21 protein-coding genes, 1 tRNA gene and 1 pseudogene are annotated in these 18,861 nt (G+C 60.1%); 10 read left to right on the top strand and 13 right to left on the bottom strand.

The features are described from left to right. Window positions 1–9 precede the first annotated feature (9 nt). Together AO268_RS03280 and AO268_RS03285 are read left to right on the top strand one after the other, a co-directional pair. Entirely contained in the window at window positions 10–627 is a 618-nt protein-coding gene (locus tag AO268_RS03280; RefSeq protein WP_076962553.1) for a TPM domain-containing protein, read from the top strand. Window positions 628–771: 144 nt separating this feature from the next. Then, window positions 772–1,989: a class I SAM-dependent methyltransferase gene (locus tag AO268_RS03285; RefSeq protein WP_099167891.1), complete on the top strand. Its 1,218-nt coding sequence runs from the start codon at window positions 772–774 to the stop codon at window positions 1,987–1,989. 105 nt (window positions 1,990–2,094) lie between these two features. Here the strand turns inward: AO268_RS03285 and AO268_RS03290 are convergent, their stop codons facing one another. The 6 genes from AO268_RS03290 to AO268_RS03315 form a co-directional block, all read right to left on the bottom strand. Continuing rightward, window positions 2,095–2,994: a DMT family transporter gene (locus AO268_RS03290; RefSeq protein WP_099167892.1), complete on the bottom strand. Its 900-nt coding sequence runs from the start codon at window positions 2,992–2,994 to the stop codon at window positions 2,095–2,097. Between the two features lie 106 nt (window positions 2,995–3,100). Beyond that, a complete protein-coding gene (locus AO268_RS03295) occupies window positions 3,101–5,668 on the bottom strand; it encodes a TonB-dependent receptor (RefSeq protein ID WP_099167893.1) in 2,568 nt (855 codons plus the stop codon). A 118-nt stretch (window positions 5,669–5,786) separates the two neighbouring features. After that, complete coding sequence (locus tag AO268_RS03300; protein ID WP_099167894.1) at window positions 5,787–6,755, bottom strand: FecR family protein; 969 nt, start codon at window positions 6,753–6,755, stop codon at window positions 5,787–5,789. Continuing rightward, window positions 6,752–7,291, bottom strand: coding sequence for an RNA polymerase sigma factor (locus tag AO268_RS03305; RefSeq protein WP_076962549.1), 540 nt, complete (start codon window positions 7,289–7,291; stop codon window positions 6,752–6,754). The genes AO268_RS03300 and AO268_RS03305 overlap by 4 nt, the downstream gene beginning before the upstream one ends. 179 nt (window positions 7,292–7,470) lie before the next feature. Further along, a complete protein-coding gene (locus AO268_RS03310) occupies window positions 7,471–8,358 on the bottom strand; it encodes a dihydrodipicolinate synthase family protein (protein WP_076962548.1) in 888 nt (295 codons plus the stop codon). 24 nt (window positions 8,359–8,382) lie between these two features. Further along, window positions 8,383–9,165: an aldolase gene (locus AO268_RS03315; RefSeq protein ID WP_076962547.1), complete on the bottom strand. Its 783-nt coding sequence runs from the start codon at window positions 9,163–9,165 to the stop codon at window positions 8,383–8,385. 155 nt (window positions 9,166–9,320) lie between these two features. On the opposite strand from AO268_RS03315, the gene AO268_RS03320 reads away from it, so the two are divergent. Beyond that, the gene (locus AO268_RS03320; protein WP_099167895.1) at window positions 9,321–9,848 is read left to right on the top strand and encodes a helix-turn-helix domain-containing protein; all 528 of its coding nucleotides are present in this window, start codon (window positions 9,321–9,323) and stop codon (window positions 9,846–9,848) included. Window positions 9,849–9,996: 148 nt separating this feature from the next. Here the strand turns inward: AO268_RS03320 and AO268_RS03330 are convergent, their stop codons facing one another. Next, a complete protein-coding gene (locus AO268_RS03330) occupies window positions 9,997–11,013 on the bottom strand; it encodes a DUF4917 family protein (RefSeq protein ID WP_076962545.1) in 1,017 nt (338 codons plus the stop codon). Window positions 11,014–11,139: 126 nt separating this feature from the next. Between AO268_RS03330 and yiaY the strand changes: the two genes are divergently transcribed. Then, window positions 11,140–12,288 (top strand): L-threonine dehydrogenase, encoded by a 1,149-nt coding sequence (yiaY, locus tag AO268_RS03335; RefSeq protein WP_099167897.1) that lies wholly within the window; start codon window positions 11,140–11,142, stop codon window positions 12,286–12,288. Window positions 12,289–12,348: 60 nt separating this feature from the next. Here the strand turns inward: yiaY and AO268_RS03340 are convergent, their stop codons facing one another. Further along, window positions 12,349–12,855 carry a DMT family transporter gene (locus tag AO268_RS03340; protein WP_099167898.1) on the bottom strand — a complete coding sequence of 169 codons (507 nt, stop codon included), beginning with the start codon at window positions 12,853–12,855 and terminating at the stop codon, window positions 12,349–12,351. Between the two features lie 77 nt (window positions 12,856–12,932). Here AO268_RS03340 and AO268_RS03345 point away from each other — a divergent pair, with 77 nt between their 5' ends. The 3 genes from AO268_RS03345 to AO268_RS03355 all read left to right on the top strand — a co-directional run bounded on the left by AO268_RS03345 (window position 12,933) and on the right by AO268_RS03355 (window position 15,205). After that, window positions 12,933–13,850, top strand: a complete 918-nt coding sequence (locus AO268_RS03345; protein WP_420876155.1) for a LysR family transcriptional regulator — start codon at window positions 12,933–12,935, stop codon at window positions 13,848–13,850. 67 nt (window positions 13,851–13,917) lie between these two features. Continuing rightward, entirely contained in the window at window positions 13,918–14,559 is a 642-nt protein-coding gene (locus AO268_RS03350; RefSeq protein ID WP_099167900.1) for a LysE family translocator, read from the top strand. Window positions 14,560–14,677: 118 nt separating this feature from the next. Further along, a complete protein-coding gene (locus tag AO268_RS03355; protein ID WP_099167901.1) occupies window positions 14,678–15,205 on the top strand; it encodes a DUF4142 domain-containing protein in 528 nt (175 codons plus the stop codon). Window positions 15,206–15,423: 218 nt separating this feature from the next. Here the strand turns inward: AO268_RS03355 and AO268_RS03360 are convergent, their stop codons facing one another. From AO268_RS03360 to AO268_RS03370, 3 genes are all read right to left on the bottom strand, one after another. Next, window positions 15,424–15,924 carry a methylated-DNA--[protein]-cysteine S-methyltransferase gene (locus tag AO268_RS03360; protein WP_076962539.1) on the bottom strand — a complete coding sequence of 167 codons (501 nt, stop codon included), beginning with the start codon at window positions 15,922–15,924 and terminating at the stop codon, window positions 15,424–15,426. Window positions 15,925–16,026: 102 nt separating this feature from the next. Further along, window positions 16,027–16,437 (bottom strand): type II toxin-antitoxin system HicB family antitoxin, encoded by a 411-nt coding sequence (locus AO268_RS03365; RefSeq protein ID WP_076962538.1) that lies wholly within the window; start codon window positions 16,435–16,437, stop codon window positions 16,027–16,029. A 23-nt stretch (window positions 16,438–16,460) separates the two neighbouring features. Then, window positions 16,461–16,643 (bottom strand): type II toxin-antitoxin system HicA family toxin, encoded by a 183-nt coding sequence (locus AO268_RS03370; RefSeq protein ID WP_076962537.1) that lies wholly within the window; start codon window positions 16,641–16,643, stop codon window positions 16,461–16,463. 191 nt (window positions 16,644–16,834) lie between these two features. Between AO268_RS03370 and AO268_RS03375 the strand changes: the two are divergent. Together AO268_RS03375 and AO268_RS03380 are read left to right on the top strand one after the other, a co-directional pair. After that, window positions 16,835–16,939, top strand: a pseudogene (locus AO268_RS03375) (type II toxin-antitoxin system HigB family toxin); the annotation flags it as partial. A 3-nt stretch (window positions 16,940–16,942) separates the two neighbouring features. Then, window positions 16,943–17,314, top strand: a complete 372-nt coding sequence (locus tag AO268_RS03380; RefSeq protein WP_076962536.1) for a helix-turn-helix domain-containing protein — start codon at window positions 16,943–16,945, stop codon at window positions 17,312–17,314. Window positions 17,315–17,502: 188 nt separating this feature from the next. On the opposite strand, the gene AO268_RS03385 is transcribed toward AO268_RS03380, so the two are convergent. Then, window positions 17,503–18,003 (bottom strand): peptidylprolyl isomerase, encoded by a 501-nt coding sequence (locus AO268_RS03385; RefSeq protein ID WP_099167902.1) that lies wholly within the window; start codon window positions 18,001–18,003, stop codon window positions 17,503–17,505. A 193-nt stretch (window positions 18,004–18,196) separates the two neighbouring features. Between AO268_RS03385 and AO268_RS32305 the strand changes: the two genes are divergently transcribed. Next, a complete protein-coding gene (locus tag AO268_RS32305) occupies window positions 18,197–18,535 on the top strand; it encodes a hypothetical protein (protein ID WP_130898243.1) in 339 nt (112 codons plus the stop codon). Between the two features lie 227 nt (window positions 18,536–18,762). Here AO268_RS32305 and AO268_RS03390 read toward each other — a convergent pair. Then, window positions 18,763–18,836: transfer RNA gene (locus tag AO268_RS03390), tRNA-Gly, on the bottom strand. Window positions 18,837–18,861: the final 25 nt, after the last annotated feature.

Raw genomic sequence — 18,861 nt, forward strand, 5'->3', positions numbered from 1 at the left:
TCTACAACCATGGCTTTACTGACTGAACACGAGCAGCGCCAGGTCGCCGAAGCGATCGCCAGGGTCGAGCAACAGACCGACGCCGAACTGGTGACCGTACTCGCCGCCCGTGCCGACGACTACGCCTACATCCCGCTGCTGTGGGCCAGTGTGGTGGCGTTGGTGGTGCCGGGGATCGTGCATTACCTGTCGGGCTGGCTGACTATGCACACCTTGCTGCTGGCGCAATGGGCGACCTTTATTGTGCTGTGCCTGGTGTTTCGTTTGCCGGCCATCACCACCCGCCTGATCCCGCGTTCGGTACGGCATTGGCGCGCGTCGAACCTGGCGCGCCGGCAGTTCCTGGAGCAAAACCTGCACCACACCCTGGGCAGCACCGGGGTGCTGATTTTTGTCAGCGAGGCCGAGCGCTACGTGGAGATCCTGGTGGACGACGGTATTTCCAAACGGCTGGATGACAGCAGTTGGGATGCCATCGTCAAGACGTTTACCCAGCAGGTGAAGCAGGGGCAGACGTTGACCGGGTTTATCACCTGCATTGAGGCCTGTGGCGAACTGCTCAAGGTGCATGTGCCGCAGACCCACACACGCAATGAACTGCCCAACCGCCTGGTCGTCCTGAAATAACCTGTGAGGGCTGGCTCCCACACAAGCCAGCCCCCACACACGCGACATTTTGAATGGCGCCGACCGTTGGGCAAATAACTCCGTGCCCTGGCGCCCCATCCCCCCTAAAATGCCCGGCATTCCCTGCCCGAGGCGTTTTTGTTCATGTCTGTCACCGCTAAACCTGCCAGCCCCGCGCCGGATCATCACGCCCAGTTCATCGAGCTGCTGCGCGCAAGCCTTGAGCAGAACGCCTTTATCAAGCTGGTGCTGGCCAAGTACGTGGGCGACGAGGCGGATCTGCAACGCCTGATCATCAAGCCGCTGACGGTCAAGGAGCAGGCGTGCCTGTCCTTCGTCTATCGCTACAAAACCCGTGATATCACCAAGAACTTCTCCGTAGACGACGGTATCGCGGCGATTGCCGCGCTGTTGCCGGCCTCGTTCAAGAACGCCCACCTGCTGTCGTTGACCGACGAAGCACAGCTGGAATACAGCAAGAAAAACAAAAGCTCGCTGTTCAAAAGCAAACCCCAGCAGTTGCGTGAAGCACCCTCGGCCGAGCACAACCGTGAGAAAAACCGCTTCCTCGACCTTGGCCGGCCATTTCTCGCCGACCTGGGCGTGACCAATGCCAAGCACGAGCTGATCCCGGCGATGTCGCGCAAGTGGAAGCAGATCAACAAGTTCATCGAAGTGTTCAGCCATGCGCTGACCTCGTCCCCCCTGCAACTGGACCGGCCAGTGCGGGTTGCGGATTTTGGCTCGGGCAAGGGTTACCTGACGTTCGCCATCCACGACTACCTGCGCAATACCCTCAAGGCCGAAGGCCAGGTGACGGGCGTGGAGTTGCGTGAAGACATGGTGACTTTGTGCAACAACGCCGCCGCCCGCCTGGAACACCCGGGGCTGGTGTTCAAGTGCGGTGACGTGCGCAGCGTGGCGCCCAGCGAACTGGACGTGATGATCGCCCTGCATGCCTGCGACATCGCCACCGACTACGCGATCCATACCGGCATCCGCTCCGGGGCGTCGATCATCATGTGCTCGCCGTGCTGCCACAAACAGATCCGCTTGCAGATCCAGAGCCCGACGCTGCTCAAGCCGATGCTGCAATACGGCCTGCACCTGGGCCAGCAGGCGGAAATGCTCACCGACAGCTTGCGTGCGTTGTTCCTGGAGGCCTGCGGGTACGAGACCAAAGTCTTTGAGTTCATCTCCCTGGACCATACCAACAAGAACAAGATGATCCTGGCCGTGAAGCGTGCCGAGCAGATGGACAACGCTCAACTCCTGGAGAAAATCCAGGAGCTCAAGGCGTTCTACAACATCACCGAACACTGCCTGGAAACCCTGCTGCGGGCGGATGGTTACCTGGCCTGAGAATGACGCAAATCAAAATGTGGGAGCTGGCTTGCCTGCGATAGCATCACCTCGCTTTACCTGATACACCGAGGTGCCTGCATCGCAGGCAAGCCAGCTCCCACATCAGATCGTGCTCGCCTTGGAGACCGGTGCAGGCTGCACAGCCGTCTTGCGCCCCAACATCACCGTGACGATCACCCCGCAGGCAAACAGCCAGGTAATCGGCTCGATGTGCTCGCCAAAAAACAGCGCGGAAAAGGCGATGGTGAAAAAGATCTGCAACAGCTGTATCTGGCTGACCCGTGCGATCCCGCCCATGGCCAGCCCGGCATACCAGGCAAAGAACCCCAGGAACTGCGAGAACAGCGAGACGTAGCCAAACGCCCACCAGGTGCGCGCCGAGATTGCGCCTTCATGTTGCAGCGCCAGGTACGTCACCGGCCCGATCAACAGCGGCGTCGACAGCACCAGCGCCCAGCAGATCACCTGCCAGCCGCCCATCTCCTTGGCCAGTCGGCCGCCTTCGGCATACCCCAGGCCGCCCACGGCAATCGCCCCGAGCATCAGCAGGTCGCCAGCCTGGATGCTGCCGGCGCCCGTGATCAACGCATAGCCGAGCACCAACGCGCTGCCCAGTGCCGCGCAGGCCCAGAAAGCTTTTGACGGACGCTCATGGGACAGCCACGCCGCATACAGCGCCACGCACAGCGGTTGCAGGCCGTTGACCAGGGCGCCATGGGAGGCGGGCAGGGTTTGCATGGCCCAGGCCGACAACACCGGGAAGCCGAGGATCACCCCGGCAATCACCAGCGCCAGGCCGCGCACCTGGCGCCAGGTCGGCCAGGCTTCGCGGCGCCAGAGCAACAGCAGGGCCGCCGGCACCGCCGCGAACAAGGCGCGGCCCAGGCCATTGAGCAACGGATGGATTTCCTGCACCACGATGCGGGTGAAGGGCAGGGTCAGGCTGAAGATGATGACGCCGAGCAGGCCGAGGGCCATGCCGGTGTTTTCGCGCGAATTCATGGGAGCAACCGGATTGAATGGGCAGGCAGGTGCTGCCCATCTAGCCACAAAGCCCGCAGGACGCGGGCTTACAGCTGGGTGCAGATTGAACCGTACAGTTGGGGGGTTAGAAGAAGCGGGTCACGCTGATCTTGGCGTTGCGCCCGACGCTACTGGCGCTGTCGCCGCTCAAGGCTGGCATGTAGCTGCGGTTGAACAGGTTGTCGACCGTGAAGTTGACTTCGGTGCCCTTGAGGTACGCTTGTTGCGGTGTCCATTTGGCGAACAGGCCCTGGGTGTCGTAGCTGTCGTTGGGGTACTGGTCATAGAAGCTGTCGCCGAAGTCGCTGTTCAGGCTGCTTGAATATTTGTCGCTGGGCAGGCGATCGGTCTTGCGCACGAACTGGCCTTGCCAGCCCACTTGTGCGTCCCACGCGGGAATCTTGGTGCCCAGCATGGCGACCCACTTGGCCGGTGGAATATCCCGGGCCCAGACGTGGATGTCGGTCGCCCATGGGTTGGTGTAGGGGTTTTCGCGTTTGCCGGTGGCCCACGAGTAGCTCAGGGAGCCGAACAGATAGGTTGAGTCGTAGTAGCCTTCGAGCTCGAAGCCCTTGATGGTCATGCTGCCGACGTTGCGGTAGTTGGTCTTCGACGCCATATCGGTGCAGACCTCGGTGATGGAGCCTTTGATGGAGTTCTGTTGCGCGCAGCCCAGGCCGGTGGCCTTGAAGATTTCGTCCTCGATCTTGTTGTGGAACAGCGTGGTGCGCAGTTGCAGGCTGTCGCCCCTGGCCATCACGTTGGCGAAGCTGGTGACGTTACCCACGGTAATGGCGGTGATGCGTTCCGGGTCGAGGTTGCGGCTGGTGGCGGTGCGGCTGCCCAGGCCCTGGACTTCGTATTGCTCGTCGATCACCGGCGCGCGCCAGGTGCGGCTCCAGTTGGCGAACACTGCCACATCCGGTGTGATTCTCCAGAACGCTGCCAGGCGCGGCGACCAGCCGGCATAGGTGCGGTCACCGTAGTCATGGCCGTAGGCCGGGTCGGGGTTGCTGTAGTACGGCGCATCGTTGGCTTTGCCACGGTTGAGCACATGGTCATAGCGCAGGGACGGGGTGATGGTCACGTCGCCCAGGGTGACCGCGTCCTGGATGTAGAAGGCGTTGGTGTCGACCTTGCCGTGGGGCATGAACGCCGGCTGGAAATGCCCGTAGTTGTACAGGGGCGTGTCGTATCTCGCGCCGGGCATCCAGCTTTCGGTGTCGCGGATGTGCTTGCGGATCTGCACGCCGGTGGTCAGGGCATGGTCCAGCGGGCCGCTGTTGAAGCGGCTGATGTTGCGCAGCTCCAGGATTTTGTCGGTGTAGGCGGTGTCCATCTTGCGCCCGCCGGTGGATAAACCGACGACGGCCGTGGCGTCGCGCTCGTCGGTCTGGTCGGTATTGGACTCCGAATAGCTGAGCTTCATGTCGATCAGCGGGTTATCCAGGGGCTGGTATTCGTACTTGCCCGACCAGGTGGTATCGACGGTGTGGCGGTTGGCCAGGAAGCGTCTGACGGCAGCGTCGTAGCCATAGCGGTCGATGTCGGGCTGACGCGGCGGCGCTGGATAGCTTCTGGCCGAGAAGGGCGTCCAGCGTTCGCTGTTGGCCCGGGAGTAGGAGAACCCGAGGCTGTGCTCATCGGTGAGGTACAGGTTCAGCTTGAACAGTTGGCCGTCCACATCCTGGGCGCTGTTGGGCAGGCGCTGCGGGTTGATCGGGTATTCCTTGCTGTCATAGTCGCGCGCTGCGGCCAGCTTCATGTCGCCGCCGTCGCGCTGGGTCAGGTAGGCCAGGGCGTCGATGCGGCCGTCATCGGTGCGGCCATAGACGGCGCCGGTGTAGACCTGTTCGTGGTCGTTGCTGGCATACCCGTACTTGAGCATCGCCCCGCTGTTGCGCCCGTCCTTGAGCAGGTCCGGCGCATCCTTGGTGACCATGTTGACCGTACCGCCAAACCCGCCGTTGCCGGTGAAGGCCGAGTGCGGGCCTTTTTCCACCTCGACGTTCTTGATCATCTCGGGCTCGATAAACACGGTGCCCTGCTGATAGCGCTCGAAACCGCTTTTGGTCGCGCCATCGACGGTCATCGGCACGTCTTCGGCCTCGCCCATGCCGCGAATATTGATGATCTGCCCACCGGGTTTCATCGAACCGCCCATGGTCACCCCCGGCAGCGTCTGCACCAGGCTGGCGATGTTGTTGGGCTGCAGGCGGTCGATATCGGCCTGGGACAGGGTGGAGCGGCCGACGGTGCTGGCGTCGACCTGGTTACCGGTGCCGATCACGCTCAAGGCGTCCAACTGCACGCTGGCGCTGTTGGTGGTGCGGCTTTCCTCGGGGCGCACGACATAGGTGCTGCCCACTTTGATCAGGGTGAACGCACCGCTCTTGAGCAGGCTGCGGATCGCCACTTCGGGGGTGAAATCACCGTTGAGCGCGGGTGCCTGGATATTTTTCAGCAGGTCTTCATCGAACAGCAGCTGGATTTTCGCCTGTTGCGCCACCTGGCTCAGGGACGTGGCCAAGGGTTGGGCCGGCAGTTGCAATTTGAACGACTCGGCCTGGGCCGTGAGGCTGACGGCCAGGCAGGCGGCGATGAGTGTCGGTCGAACAAACAGGTGCTGGGCAAGGCAAGGCGCGCGAAACATGAAATCCCCCAAGGCGGCTAAATAGCCAAAAAAGGCATGCGTATCAAACGCAGACCGGAGGAAGACGCGGCAGGAAAAAAAATCCTCACATGCGAATGCAAAATATTCTCAAGTGGTGCTACTTGCGCGCTTCGATACGGATCCTGCCGTCGGCCAGGGGCACGGTTTTCACCGGCAACAAGGCCGGCAGGGCGTTGAGCAGCGCATCCGGGTCATTCACATCGAGATTGCCGGAAACCTTCAACTGCGCCACCGGGCCATCGGCCAGCACCACGGCCTTGGGCCGGTACAGGCTCAGCTCATCCAGCAGGCTGGCCAGTTCGCGATTGCGAAAGGACAAGTGCCCGCTGCGCCAGTCGGCCACCTCGCCCGCCGCCAAGGCCTGCTGTTGCACGGAGCCCTTGGCGTAGCTGTAGGTGGCGCGTTGTTGGGCGCCCAGCAGGGTGGCGGCGGTTTTGCGGTCGGGTTCAAACGCGACCTTGCCGTGGGCCACGCTGACCACCAGTTGCTGCTGGCTGCGGCGCATATCGAACCCGGTGCCCACCACGCGCACGTTGGCCTCGCCGGCGCGCACAAACAGTGGCCGTTCCGGGTCGGGCGCGACTTCCAGGTACAGTTGGCCCTGGTCCAGATGGATGACGCGCTGGTGGGCATCGAACTCCACCCGCAGCCGCGTACTGGCGTTGACGTACAAGGTGCTGCCGTCCGGCAGGTCCAGGGTGCGCATGCCTTTGTCCTGTGCCGCGACCTCGGTGTGGTAGAGCCCGCGCGGGGCGCCGAGGTTGCTGGCGAGCAAGGCGCAGACCAGCGCGGCCGCCACTGCCAGCGCCGGGCGCCAGGGCGCGGGCTTGCGCGTGGGCAAGGGCACGGGTTTGTTCAGTTGCTGTAGCTCGCCAAGGTCGGCCCACAGCTGCTCGAATTCGGCGTAGGCGCGTGCATGGGCCGGCACGGCGTGCCAGGCAGCGAAGGCCTTGCGTTCCTGCGCGGTGGCGTCGTTGCGATTGCGCGCAAACCAACTGGCAGCCTGGGCATCGATGGTCTCGTGCTCATCCAGTGCATGGCCGTCGCGGTTGCTCAATCGGGTCATTCTGGCTGCTCCTTGCCCGGGTCTTTTTGAAGTCGCTGCTTGCAGTGCAGCAGGGCAAAGGCGATGTGCTTTTCCACCATGCTGATCGAAATGCCCATGCGCTCGGCGATCTGCGCCTGGCTCAGGCCCTCGAAGCGATGCAGCATAAGGGCTTCTCGCCTGCGGGGCGAGAGTTCGGCGAGGACTTCTTTCAACTGTTCCAGGCGTTGGAGGCGTTGAGCAGCGGCCATGGGGTCGTTTTGCTCGTCGGTGACAGGCTCGGCCTCCCAGTGGGCCGGGTCATGATGGACGCTGTGGCGCACCTTCTGTTTGCGCCAATGATCACGCAACAGGTTGCGTGCCATCTGAAATAAAAAGGCCCGTGGCTGTTCGACCCTGGCCCGGTCGCGGTAGTCCAGCCATTGGGTAAACACATCCTGGGTCATGTCCGCCGCGTCGTTGGCGTTGTCCGTGCGTTTGCGCAAGTAATGCAGGATATCTGCATAAAACCCGCGAAAGGCGTCGGCCGACAACGGGTCGGGCTTGAAACGAGACATGGATATCCTTCTTGACGCAGCGCGCTGCAGAAAAGTCGCGAATGATATCGAGAATTATTGCTATTTGTCTCCGTAAATTTAGCGATGCATGCATTCCCATGTGGGAGCGGGCTTGCCCGCGATGGCGGTGTGTCTGGTCCACCGCTATCGCGGGCAAGCCCGCTCCTACAGGGGGTGTTTTAGCGCAGCAAGGTCAGCAGCTTCTGCAACTGTGCCTGGCCGGCCATGTCCAGTGGGAACACCGGCAACCGCGGATCACCCACCTCCAGCCCGGTCATGCGCAAACCGGCCTTGATCGTCGCCGGCAAGCCACCCTTGAGGATGAAGTCCAGCACCGGCAACTGCCGATAGAACAGTTCGCGTGCGCGGTTCAGGTCGTTGGCCAGCACCGCCTGGTACAGGTCCAGGTTGAGTTGCGGGATCACGTTCGGCGCAGCGGTGCACCAACCCTTGGCACCGGCAGCGAAGGCTTCCAGGGCCAGCGGGTTGCAGCCGTTATAGAACGGCACCTGGCCTTCACCCTGGCGATACAGTTGGTGCATGCGCTGGATGTCGCCGGTGCTCTCCTTGACCATCGTCACGTTATCAACGCTGTTGACGATGCGCAGGATCAACTCCACCGACATGTCCGTGCCGCTGGTGGCCGGGTTGTTGTAGAGCATGATCGGCACGCCGACGCTATCGCCGATGGCCCCGTAGTGCGCAAGGATCTGCGCTTCGGTGAGCTTCCAGTACGACGTCGGCAGCACCATCACCACATCGGCACCTTCGGCTTCGGCAAAGCGTGCGCGGCGCACGGCCTTGGCAGTGGTCAGATCGGACACGCTGACAATGGTCGGCACGCGCTTGGCAACCCTGTGGATGCTGTAGGCGCTGACTTCGTCCCACTCGGCATCGCTCAGGTAAGCGCCTTCACCGGTGCTGCCCAACGGTGAGATGGCATGGACGCCGCTGTCGATCAAGCGGTCGATGGAGCGGCCCAGGGCGTCGAGGTCAAGGGAGCTGCCGTCGGCGCTGAAGGGGGTGATGGTGTAGCCGATGATGCCGTGAATAGTAGGGCTGGACATGGATAACTCCGGTCGAAAAAGGCTTCAGTTCAGGCAATCGGCGTGTTGGCGCAGGTTCTGCCGAGCGTAGTAGTTGAACGCGGCGCCGTGGCGCTTGGGCTTGGAGATCCAGTCATGGGCCTCGCGTCCCAACTGCGGCAGGATCGGCTTGACGGTACCGGCGGCCATGGCCAGCAATTGCAGTTTGGCCGCCCGTTCGATCAATTGCGCGATCACGCAGGCTTCTTCGATAGTGCTTCCGGTGGACAGCTGGCCGTGGTGGGACAGCAGAATGGCGCGCTTGTCGCCCAGGGCAGTGGTGATGGTCTCGCCTTCTTCGTTACCCACCGGTACGCCCGGCCAGGCTTCGAGGAATGCGCAGTCTTCATACAGCGGGCACAGGTCCATGTGTGACACTTCTAGCGGTACTTCCAGCATCGACAAGGCAGCAATGTGGGTCGGGTGGGTGTGAATGATGCAGTTCACATCCGGCCGGCCACGGTAGACCCAGCTGTGGAAACGGTTGGCTGGGTTGGGCATGCCATGGCCTTCCAACACTTCCAGGTCTTCGTTGACCAGCAGCAGGTTGCTGGCGGTGATTTCATCGAAACCCAGGCCCAGTTGCTGGGTGTAGTAGGTGCCAGGCTGCGGGCCACGGGCGGTAATCTGTCCGGCCAGGCCCGAGTCGTGCCCGTTCTCGAACAGAATGCGGCAGGTCAGGGCCAGCTTTTGCCGGTCGGTCCACGTATTATCCGCCAGGGTACTTTGCATCTGGGTCAGCGCTTGCTTGACCAGTTGTTCTTTCGGGAGTGCTAATGTCTTGGCCATATCGGTGTCCTCTGGGTGTTCAATGGACGTCGATTTGCTGGTTCCCGCTGCTCGCAAGGTCGTTGGGTCTGCAAATGACACTAGAGAGGCTATATGACACAATGTGTCATTGGCAAGTAAAAATCATCGTCCTCTGCTTGGAATAATCGCCGCGCATGTCTATCCGTTTGAAATTATTGAGAAAAAAGCTCGGAATCACCTTGGAATCATTGGCCGACAAATCCGGCATGACCAAGAGTTACCTGTCCAAGGTCGAGCGCGGCCTGAACACGCCCTCTATCGCCGCCGCGCTGAAACTGGCCAAGGCGTTGAACGTCAAGGTCGAGGAATTGTTCAGCGAAGACAACATCAGCCTCGACAGCTACAGCCTGGTGCGCAGCCACGAGCGGCCTGACACGTCGCCGGGGTATGCGGTGCTGGCCCATCAGGTCAGCGAGCGCAGCCTGCTGCCGTTCATCATCTACCCGCCGGTGCAATTCAGCGACAAGACCTTCAAGGAGCACTTGGGGGAGGAGTTTCTGTTTGTGCATGAAGGCCAGGTGGAAGTGGACTTCATGAACGAAAGGGTCTTGCTGGAGCGCGGCGATGCGTTGCACTTCAATGCACAAAAGCCCCACCGGATCCGTTCGGTGGGCGAGGTGCAGGCGCAGTTGCTGGTGGTGGTGCACAGCGCCGAAGACTAGGCCTGGGTGTGGGGCAGGCTTGTGTGGGAGCTGGCTTGCCTGCGATAGCATCGCCTCGGTCTAACTGATACACCGAGGCGTCTGCATCGCAGGCAAGCCAGCTCCCACACAAGCCATCTCCCACATCTGATCGCCTTCGTTAACGGGATCAGTGTTCGACCGGCACCGCCAGCGCCGGGTTGCCGAGGGCATGGCTGCGCGCGGCAAAAAACCGCAGTTCCACCTCGATCCCCTCGAACAGCGCGGCATACCGACGCTTTTGCTGCTGGATAAACCCGTCGCTGCGGCCAAATATCGAGATCGCCAGGGTCTTGATCTGCGACCGGCGAATCGCTTCCACCAAGTGTCCATCCTGTTCGCTCAGGTGCTGGCCGAAAATGCACAGCGCGCCTTCCTGCCCCAGCAACTGTTCATAGCAGAACGACAGGTAATCCGAACTGCGAATGCTCTTGAGCTTCTCGCTGCTGGGGCCTTCGTTGATAAACAGCGGCACATCGTCGAGGGTCTTGAGGGTGTGATTGATGGCAAAACTGCTGAGCAGGGTGCTGTCGGTGGACGGCAGTTTACGCGCCGAGCCATCCAGGTTGCGCACCAGGTGCAGGCCGCCGTGCAGGTAGAGAATGCGCGTCGCGGCGGTGGTGGTATCGCGCAAGTCAAAGCGTGATTCAGCGCCACGAAACAGGTCGTCGATGCCCGGCGTGTGCAGGGTCGACCAATAGTTGAGCAGGTCGTAATTACTGGTGAACACCGTGCGGTAGCGCGCCAGTTCCTGATTGATCGTGGTCAGGGTCGACGGTTGCACCAGGCGCCACGGGATATGCACGGTGTGGATGGTATTGATCAGCGCTTCCTTGATCGCGTAATAGCGATTGCGCGGCGCGGCGGAGCTGACGGCCAGGGCCTTGTTGACCCGGCTGGTGGTTTTCAGGGCGCCCAGCACCTGCTCGAAGCTGCGGGTCTGCATGGCGTCAAACACGCTCAATTCGGAAGCGCTCAAGGGCTTTTCTTCCACGGTGCGTGCGTTTTCAAACAGCGAGTCGTAGGCAAAGTCTTGCCACACCGCGCGGCTGGCACCGTTGCCGATCAGGATGGCGTCGAAGGCGATGCTGTTGCGCAGTGCGTTCCAGTCTTCAAGGGTGGCGTCGATATCCTGCAAATCCTTCATTGCGGCGGGTCTACTCAAAAACGGCTGGGCGGTGACTTTATCACGGGCGGGCGTTGATCTTGGTCAAGATGCCGCAGGCGAGTGGGGTCGATGCTGTAGGCATCAACGTATCCCCGAGGATTCACCATGAGCAGCACGTTCTTCATTCCCGCCGTCAACATCATGGGCATCGACTGCCTCGACGAAGCCATGAGCGCCATCCGCAACTACGGTTTTCGCAAGGCGCTGATTGTCACCGACGCCGGCCTGGCCAAGGCGGGCGTGGCCAGCATGATTGCCGAGAAACTGGCGATGCAGGATATCGATTCGGTGATCTACGACGGCGCCAAACCCAACCCCAATGTAGAGAACGTCGAGAACGGCCTGGGGTTGTTGCAGCAAAGTGCCTGCGATTTCGTGGTGTCCCTGGGCGGCGGCTCGCCCCATGACTGCGCCAAGGGCATCGCCCTGTGTGCCACCAATGGCGGGCATATCGGCGATTACGAAGGGGTGGACCAATCGAGCAAGCCACAGCTGCCCCTGGTGGCGATCAACACCACGGCCGGCACTGCCAGCGAAATGACGCGTTTTTGCATCATCACCGACGAAACCCGCCACGTGAAAATGGCCATCGTCGACCGCAACGTCACGCCGCTGTTGTCGGTCAATGACCCGGCACTGATGGTCGCCATGCCCAAGGGCCTGACCGCCGCCACCGGCATGGACGCGCTGACCCACGCCATCGAAGCCTATGTGTCCACGTCGGCCAACCCGATCACCGATGCGTGCGCAATCAAGGCGATCGAATTGATCAGCGCCAACCTGCGCCTGGCTGTGCGCGACGGCAGCGATATGGCGGCCCGGGAAAACATGGCTTATGCGCAATTTCTCGCCGGCATGGCCTTCAACAACGCCTCCCTGGGGTTTGTCCACGCCATGGCCCACCAATTGGGCGGCCTCTACGACCTGCCCCATGGAGTGTGCAACGCGGTGCTGCTGCCCCACGTGCAAAGCTTCAACGCCAGCGTCAGCGCAGCGCGCCTGAGCGACGTTGGCCGTGCCCTGGGCGTGACCGATAAACACACCAGCCCCGAAGAGGGCGCCCAGGCGGCCATCGCGGCGATCCGTTGCCTGTCCCAGGATGTCGACATCCCGGCCGGCCTGCGTGAACTGGGGGCCAAGCTGCAAGACATCCCGCTGCTGGCCACCAACGCCCTCAAGGATGCCTGCGGCCTGACCAACCCACGGCGGGCGGATCAGCGCCAGATCGAGGAGATTTTCCGTAGCGCGTTTTGAGAAAGCTGGTAGTTAAGCTGCAAGCTACAAGCTTCTGGCTTGCAGCTTGTAGCTAAAAACTTATAACCCTCTGCTTGCCACCGTAGTTCCAAGCAGAGCCTTGGCGGGCGCGGCGCTGAACTGAATCAACGCCACCCCGGCGATCAGCATCAGTACCCCGAGCAGGCGGGGCGCCGTCAGTTGTCGCTCCACCAAGCCAAACAAGCCAAAGTGATCGAGCAACAACGAGGCGAGGATTTGCCCAGTCATGGCCAGGGCGATAAACCCCGATGCCCCGAGTTTGGGCAAAAGCACCAGGGCCAGGGAGATAAAACACACGCCGAATGCCCCTCCGGTCCACATCCACAGCGGTGCCTTGCTGATAAAGCCGAGGCTGGGCAGCGGCAACCGTAACGCCAGGATCACCGGCAACAACACCAGGATACTCACCAGCAGCGAAGCCAGGGTTGCCCACAACGGATGCCCGAGGCCGCGCCCGAGGTTGGCATTGATCGCGCTTTGAAACGGCACCACCGCCCCGGCAAGCACCGCCAACAGTAACAAGCCCAGCCAATGCAACGTACTCATGATCCATCTCCCAAAGGTTTTGCTGGACTGTACGGTATTCGTCGCGCAGATTTAAATGCCAAGTTCTTATGTTGAACATGCATGCTATGAATGATCTGCGCCGCATCGACCTCAACCTGTTGGTGATCCTTGACGCCTTGCTCAGCGAGCAGCACGTCACCCGCGCCGCCGAGCGTCTGCATCTGAGCCAGCCGGCGGTCAGCCATGCGCTGGCACGCTTGCGTGACCTGCTGGACGACCCGTTGTTGGTGCGCCAGGGGGGCGGCCTGGTTGCCACCGCTCGCGCCTTGGAGCTGGCGGCGCCGCTGGCCGATGCGTTGGCCCAGGTGCAGTCGTTGCTGGCGCCGAACCGTTTCGACCCGGCGTCGGCCAGGCGCACGTTTCGCCTGGCCATGTCCGATTACGGCGCGGCGCTGCTGTTGCCCGGGCTGGCGAGGGCGCTGCGCGAGCAGGCGCCGGGGATTGACCTGGTCATCTCCCACGCCAGTCGCGAAGGTATGCAGGAAGGGGTGCTCAGTGGCGAGATCGATCTGGCGGCCGGGGTGTTTCCCGACCTGCCGGCCGAGCTGCGCAGCACACCGTTGTTCGAGGAGCACTATGCCTGCCTGGTCGACCGCGACAGCTTGCCCCCAGGTGGCGTGCTCGACTTGCCCACCTACCTGGCGCGGCCCCATGTGCTGTTGGAAATGCGCGGCAGTGGCACCCCGGAAATCGAACGGGCCCTGACCGCGATCCGTGAGCGGCGCCATGTGGCGATCAGCCTGCCGCATTGGGGCATCGCGCCGCAGTTGATCCAGGGCACCGACCTGATTCTCACCGTGTCTTCACAAGGGCTGCTCAATATCGATCCCCGGCACCTGATGGTGGTGCCGCCGCCGTTTTATATCCCGTCCTTCGGTTTTGTATTGGCCTGGCATAAACGCCGCGGTGGGGATGGCGCCTTGCAGTGGTTGATCGCTCAAGTGCAAGACGTGTTGGCCAAACCCGTGGCCTAGCATTGCAGTGCCGGGTGGATTGTGCACAATCGACGCGCCCCTCCTTTTTTGTCAGAGCGTGTTACCCATGACTTCATCATTGCTGTTTGCCGTCATTGCCTCGGGCTTTATCTATGGCATCACGCCGGGCCCCGGGGTGCTGGCGGTATTTGGCATCGGTGCGGCGCGCGGGCGTCGGGCCGGCGCGGGTTTTCTGTGCGGGCACCTGTTGGGCGATGTGGTGTGGTGCAGCACCGCGTTGGTGGCGATTGTCGGTGCGCGGGAAATCGGCAGCAGTGCATTTGATGTGCTGGGTGTGCTCAGTGCCCTGTATCTGTTTTGGCTGGGCATCCGCGCTATCCGCAGCCGTAGTCGCAGCGGCGAAGCACCTCAGGGCGCGGCGCGCCAGCCGTTCTGGCACGGCATCCTGTTTGGCCTGACCAACCCCAAGGCGTACCCGGTGGCCGTGGCCACGTTCACCGCGCTGCTGTCGAGCCGGGCCGAATTGCTGACCTGGGGCATGTTGCCGTGGCTGATTGTCTTGAGCTTTGTCGGTGGCCTGCTGGCCTATGCCATCTTGATCGGCATCGTCGGCGCCCGCCAAGTGCGTACCGTGTATCAGCGCCATGAAGTGCTGATCACCAAGCTGTGTGGCGTGATGTTTATCGGCTTTGCCATCAATGCCCTGGCCCATGCGTTGCCGGGTTTACTGGGCAGTAAAACGACCTGAGCGACGACGACCGTTCGTCGCACTGGCAAGTTTTTTCTAAACCTTTGCCGCCCTGAAAATTCAGATTCAGGGCGGGGCTCGTTCCCCGGCCTGTATTTATGACCTGGAGGAACCCATCATGAGCCGCATGGCTATCCGGTTACGCACCGCCACTTTCGCGATGCTGCTGGGCCTCGGCGCCAGCAATGCCTTGGCCCAAGGGCCGGCCGAATTCATCGAGCAAGCCTCGGCCAAGGGCATGGCCGATATCGAAACCAGCCGCATGGCCCACGCCAAGACCTCGTCCCAGGAAATCAAGGACTACACCATCGAGGTCATCAATGAACGCACCCTGGCCAATCAGCATTTGGCGGCCATTGCGAAAAAACTCGACCTACCGGTAGCGCCACGCGAGCAGATCGCCGACAAGGCCGAAACCCTGATGCCGCAGCTGACCGACGGTGACTCCTTCGACGCCGCCTACACCGCCCAGCAGGTCAAGGCCAACGAAGAGGCCATTGCGCTGTTCAAGCAGGAAGGTGCAGCGTCGGATATCCCCGAAATCAAGGCGCTGGTCGACGAAACCCTGCCCAAGCTGGAAACCCGCCTGGAAAAAGCCCGGGCGCTGGCTTCGTCTTATGGCAAGAGCCGCAATGGCGACGGTTGAGCGCTAGCCCTTTCATGAACACGGCGGTTGGGGTTTGAGGGGGCACAGATTTTCTCCGCGCTCTGCGCCTGGTGGTGCACGTCATCACGCAGAACTTTCTCCAACAGCCCAGGCGATGCGAATGTATAGAGTGTGACCGTGGCGGCATGTTGAGATTTCTTTTTACATCTCTTGGGCCCAATCCCGATGAAGAGGTGGGCCCACCATTTACGGGGTCATCAAAACAGCGACCGTGAGGCCTCGCCATCTTCCAGGCTCAGCAAATACTGCTTGGCTTCAAGCCCACCGGCAAACCCGGTCAGCCCGCCCGACGCCCCAATCACCCGATGGCAGGGGGCGATGATTGAAATGGGATTGCGCCCGTTCGCCGCGCCTACCGCCCGCACGGCTTTCGGGTTGCCGATCTGCTGGGCGATCTGGCTGTAGGTGCGGGTTTCACCGAAAGGGATGGTCAACAGTGCGGCCCAGACTTTTTTCTGGAACTCGGTGCCGGCAAAGTCCAGTTCCAGCTCGAAGCGGTCGCGGGTACCGGCAAAATACTCGTTCAACTGGCGTTCGGCCTCCAACAGCACCGGGCTGTGGTTGACCTCTACCAACTCGCCCAGGCGCACACGGTTAGCGCGCTCGGTTTCCCACAAGATGGCGGCGAGCTTGCCATTGCGGGAAACCAGGGTCAGTTCGCCGACGGGAGAGGGCATGAGTTTATATTCACACGGCATGAGCGGGCTCCTTGTTGGGTGGATCATTGACCGGGTAGGGCAGCACTTTAGCGCTCATCGCCTTGGGGTGAACTACGTTTCTTGCGGTCAAATTCGGCGGTATTACCGTTCTTGTTGCAACACCTTCAGCGCAGCCGAAGCGAGAAACCCCGAGCGGCTTTTTTCTTCTGGGTGATGCAGCACATACTCATCGATGCGGTTGAGCAAATAGCCAGGCAGCGTGATGTTGAGTTTTTGCGCCTTGCCCAGGTATTTGGTCACATCAATATCCACCACCGCCCAGGTGCAGCCGGCGTACAGGGGGTTGGCCGCGTGGAGCGTGACCTTTTGCGCGCTGGGAATCGGCGCACCGTCCTCCGCCAGAAGCTCGAAATGACCTTCTATGGCCTCCCGCGCCATGGCCATGGCGTCGTCCAGATCATCGCCGGCAGAGAAGCAACCAGGGATGTCGGGGACTTCTACGCCCCAGGCGTGGTGGTCGTCGCCGGTTGAAATTGCAATTGGATACAGCATGTGCGTTGTCCTCCACGGACTTTTTAACTGAGCAGGGCCTGTTTCAAAATACTCTTGGCGGTCTTGTCCAGCAGGTCTTTGCGGGGATGGGGAATGGTCACCAGCCCGGGCTTGGTGGGATGCTTGAAGTGATGATGACTGCCCCTGACGCGCACCAGGTACCAGCCATCTGCGACGATATGGCCTATCAAGTATCGGCTATCCACATCACCTCCTTGTGGTGTGTTGGTAGTGACTATAACCACTAAATTAAAATTATCAACACTCTACCCACCAACAAAACAGGGCAGGTGGTGCAAGCAGTGTATGAGCACGGGGCGAGGCTGCAGGACGCAGGTATTGCGAGGTTTTACTGGGCTAAACCTGCTAGGACTCCCACAAGAGGCCTCGGTGTTCTGTAGTGGTCGCTGTGGCCTACCGCTACGGCGCGCTCTCTATCAAATTTGTCGGCACACATAAGCAGTACGCCGCCGTTGACGCAGATGCTGTTGAAATGGAGTAACCCATGAACATTCGACCCATTCATACCGAACAGGATTACCAAGAAGCGCTAAAGGCTGTCTCGCCGCTGTTCGATAATGAACCAGAGCCAGGGACTCCTGAAGGGGATTACCTTGAGGTAATGATTACGCTGATCGAGGCTTACGAAGCGAAGCACTTTCCGGTTGACCTGCCCAGTCCGGTAGATGCTATACGTTTCAGGATGGAGCAGTCCGGTTTGTCAGCGACAGATCTTGTGCCTGCCATCGGGCGGAAGAATCGGGTTTATGAGGTGTTGAACGGGAAGCGGGCTCTTACGCTGCCGATGATTTGGAAACTGCATGAGATGTTTGGGATTCCGGCGGAAAGTTTGATTAAACCGCTAAAAACTCTGTAGCACTGAGCTAGTTTTATCCGCTGAAAAATCCGGGCTCCCCATAAGAGCACCGGATTTTTATGCCTGCCATTCCTGGTTGACCGAAGTAGGCGACCGCGACGGCTTTTTCAACAACCCGAATAGGGTGGGCGTCTGACCGTAAAGTTCTGGAAACCCGGACGATGGCAATAATCAGAGTTGTTATAGGTTTATTGAATGATTTTCGCCTCTGTAATTATGATATCGGTTACGGGGACATCTGAGTACATCGATTTTTTACCCGTTCTGGTTTTTTGAATTTCGTCTACTACGTTTTGTCCTTCTGTAACTTCGCCAAAAACGGCGTAGCCCCAGCCCTGTGGTGTGCTAGAAGAGTAGTTGAGGAAGCTATTGTTTGAGAAATTAATAAAAAATTGAGCAGCGGCTGAGTCGGGGTTTTGGGTACGTGCCATGGCAACTGTATACATATCGTTTTTTAATCCGTTGTTCGCCTCATTTTTTATTGGTGCATTAGTCGGTTTTTGAATCATGTTCGGTTCATAGCCTCCGCCTTGAGCCATAAAGCCACTAATTACCCTGTGGAAGATTGTTCCGTTGTAGTGGCCGTTTTTAACGTAATCTAAAAAGCTATTTACTGAGATAGGAGCTTTTTCGTCGAACAACGTTATGGTTATTTCACCAAGGGTGGTTGTAAGTTTGACTTTGCTCATTTCGTTCACCTTGTTTGTACAGAATTTAGGAGTTACTACCTGATTGGGGTTAAGTGCTGTAGGCCTCAATTTTTTGATGTTTCATCAAGTGGCTGACGTCGTTTTAGTCGTATTTGATGTCTGATTTTTCGCCGATTATTTTTTATAAAATACTGTTAGAAATAACAGTTCCGACGAATGGTTGGTTTTAACTATGGCTATCAACACCGATGCCCAACTGCTGGAGCCGGGTGATGCCGTTCGCTTGTACGAAGTCGACTCCACCCACCTGGGAGGCGACGTGATGCGCTTTCACGGCCATATGCAGAATGGCACGATCATCTGGCAGGGACAGGCCTACGACCCTATCAGCACTGGAACCAAGGGCTTGGATCTGAACGGCGATGGCCGTCCTGCCTTGCCACCCCGCCCTTTGCAGTCACCGATGCAGTGCCTGTCGCCACCAGCTCCGGCGGGTTTACGGAGAAGAGAGAGCCGAACTTGGCCGAGTGTTTGCTCAACGAATTGTCAGAATTGCCGAGGAGGGGGATGAGGGATTGATTGTGTTGGCGGGTGTCAGGCATACGTACGAGCAATCAGTGAGTGTGGTTCGATCTAACTCCACTCTACAAACCGCTATACAAAAAATTCCAGACTGAAAAGACAAGCGGCGGAATGCTAGGGAACATGCAGAATCGCTGAAAGCCCCGTACCGCCTGGGCTGGTCGCCGATGTAAAAACGTGGGGGGGATAAGGCGGAAAAACGAGAGAAAACAAAAGTGGAGCGGGTAGAGGGAATCGAACCCTCAACTAAAGCTTGGGAAGCTTTCGTTTTGCCACTAAACTATACCCGCTCAGAGCGGCTGACTTTGTACCAGA

The organism is Pseudomonas sp. ICMP 8385, from assembly GCF_002699915.1.
Lineage (GTDB): Bacteria > Pseudomonadota > Gammaproteobacteria > Pseudomonadales > Pseudomonadaceae > Aquipseudomonas > Aquipseudomonas gessardii.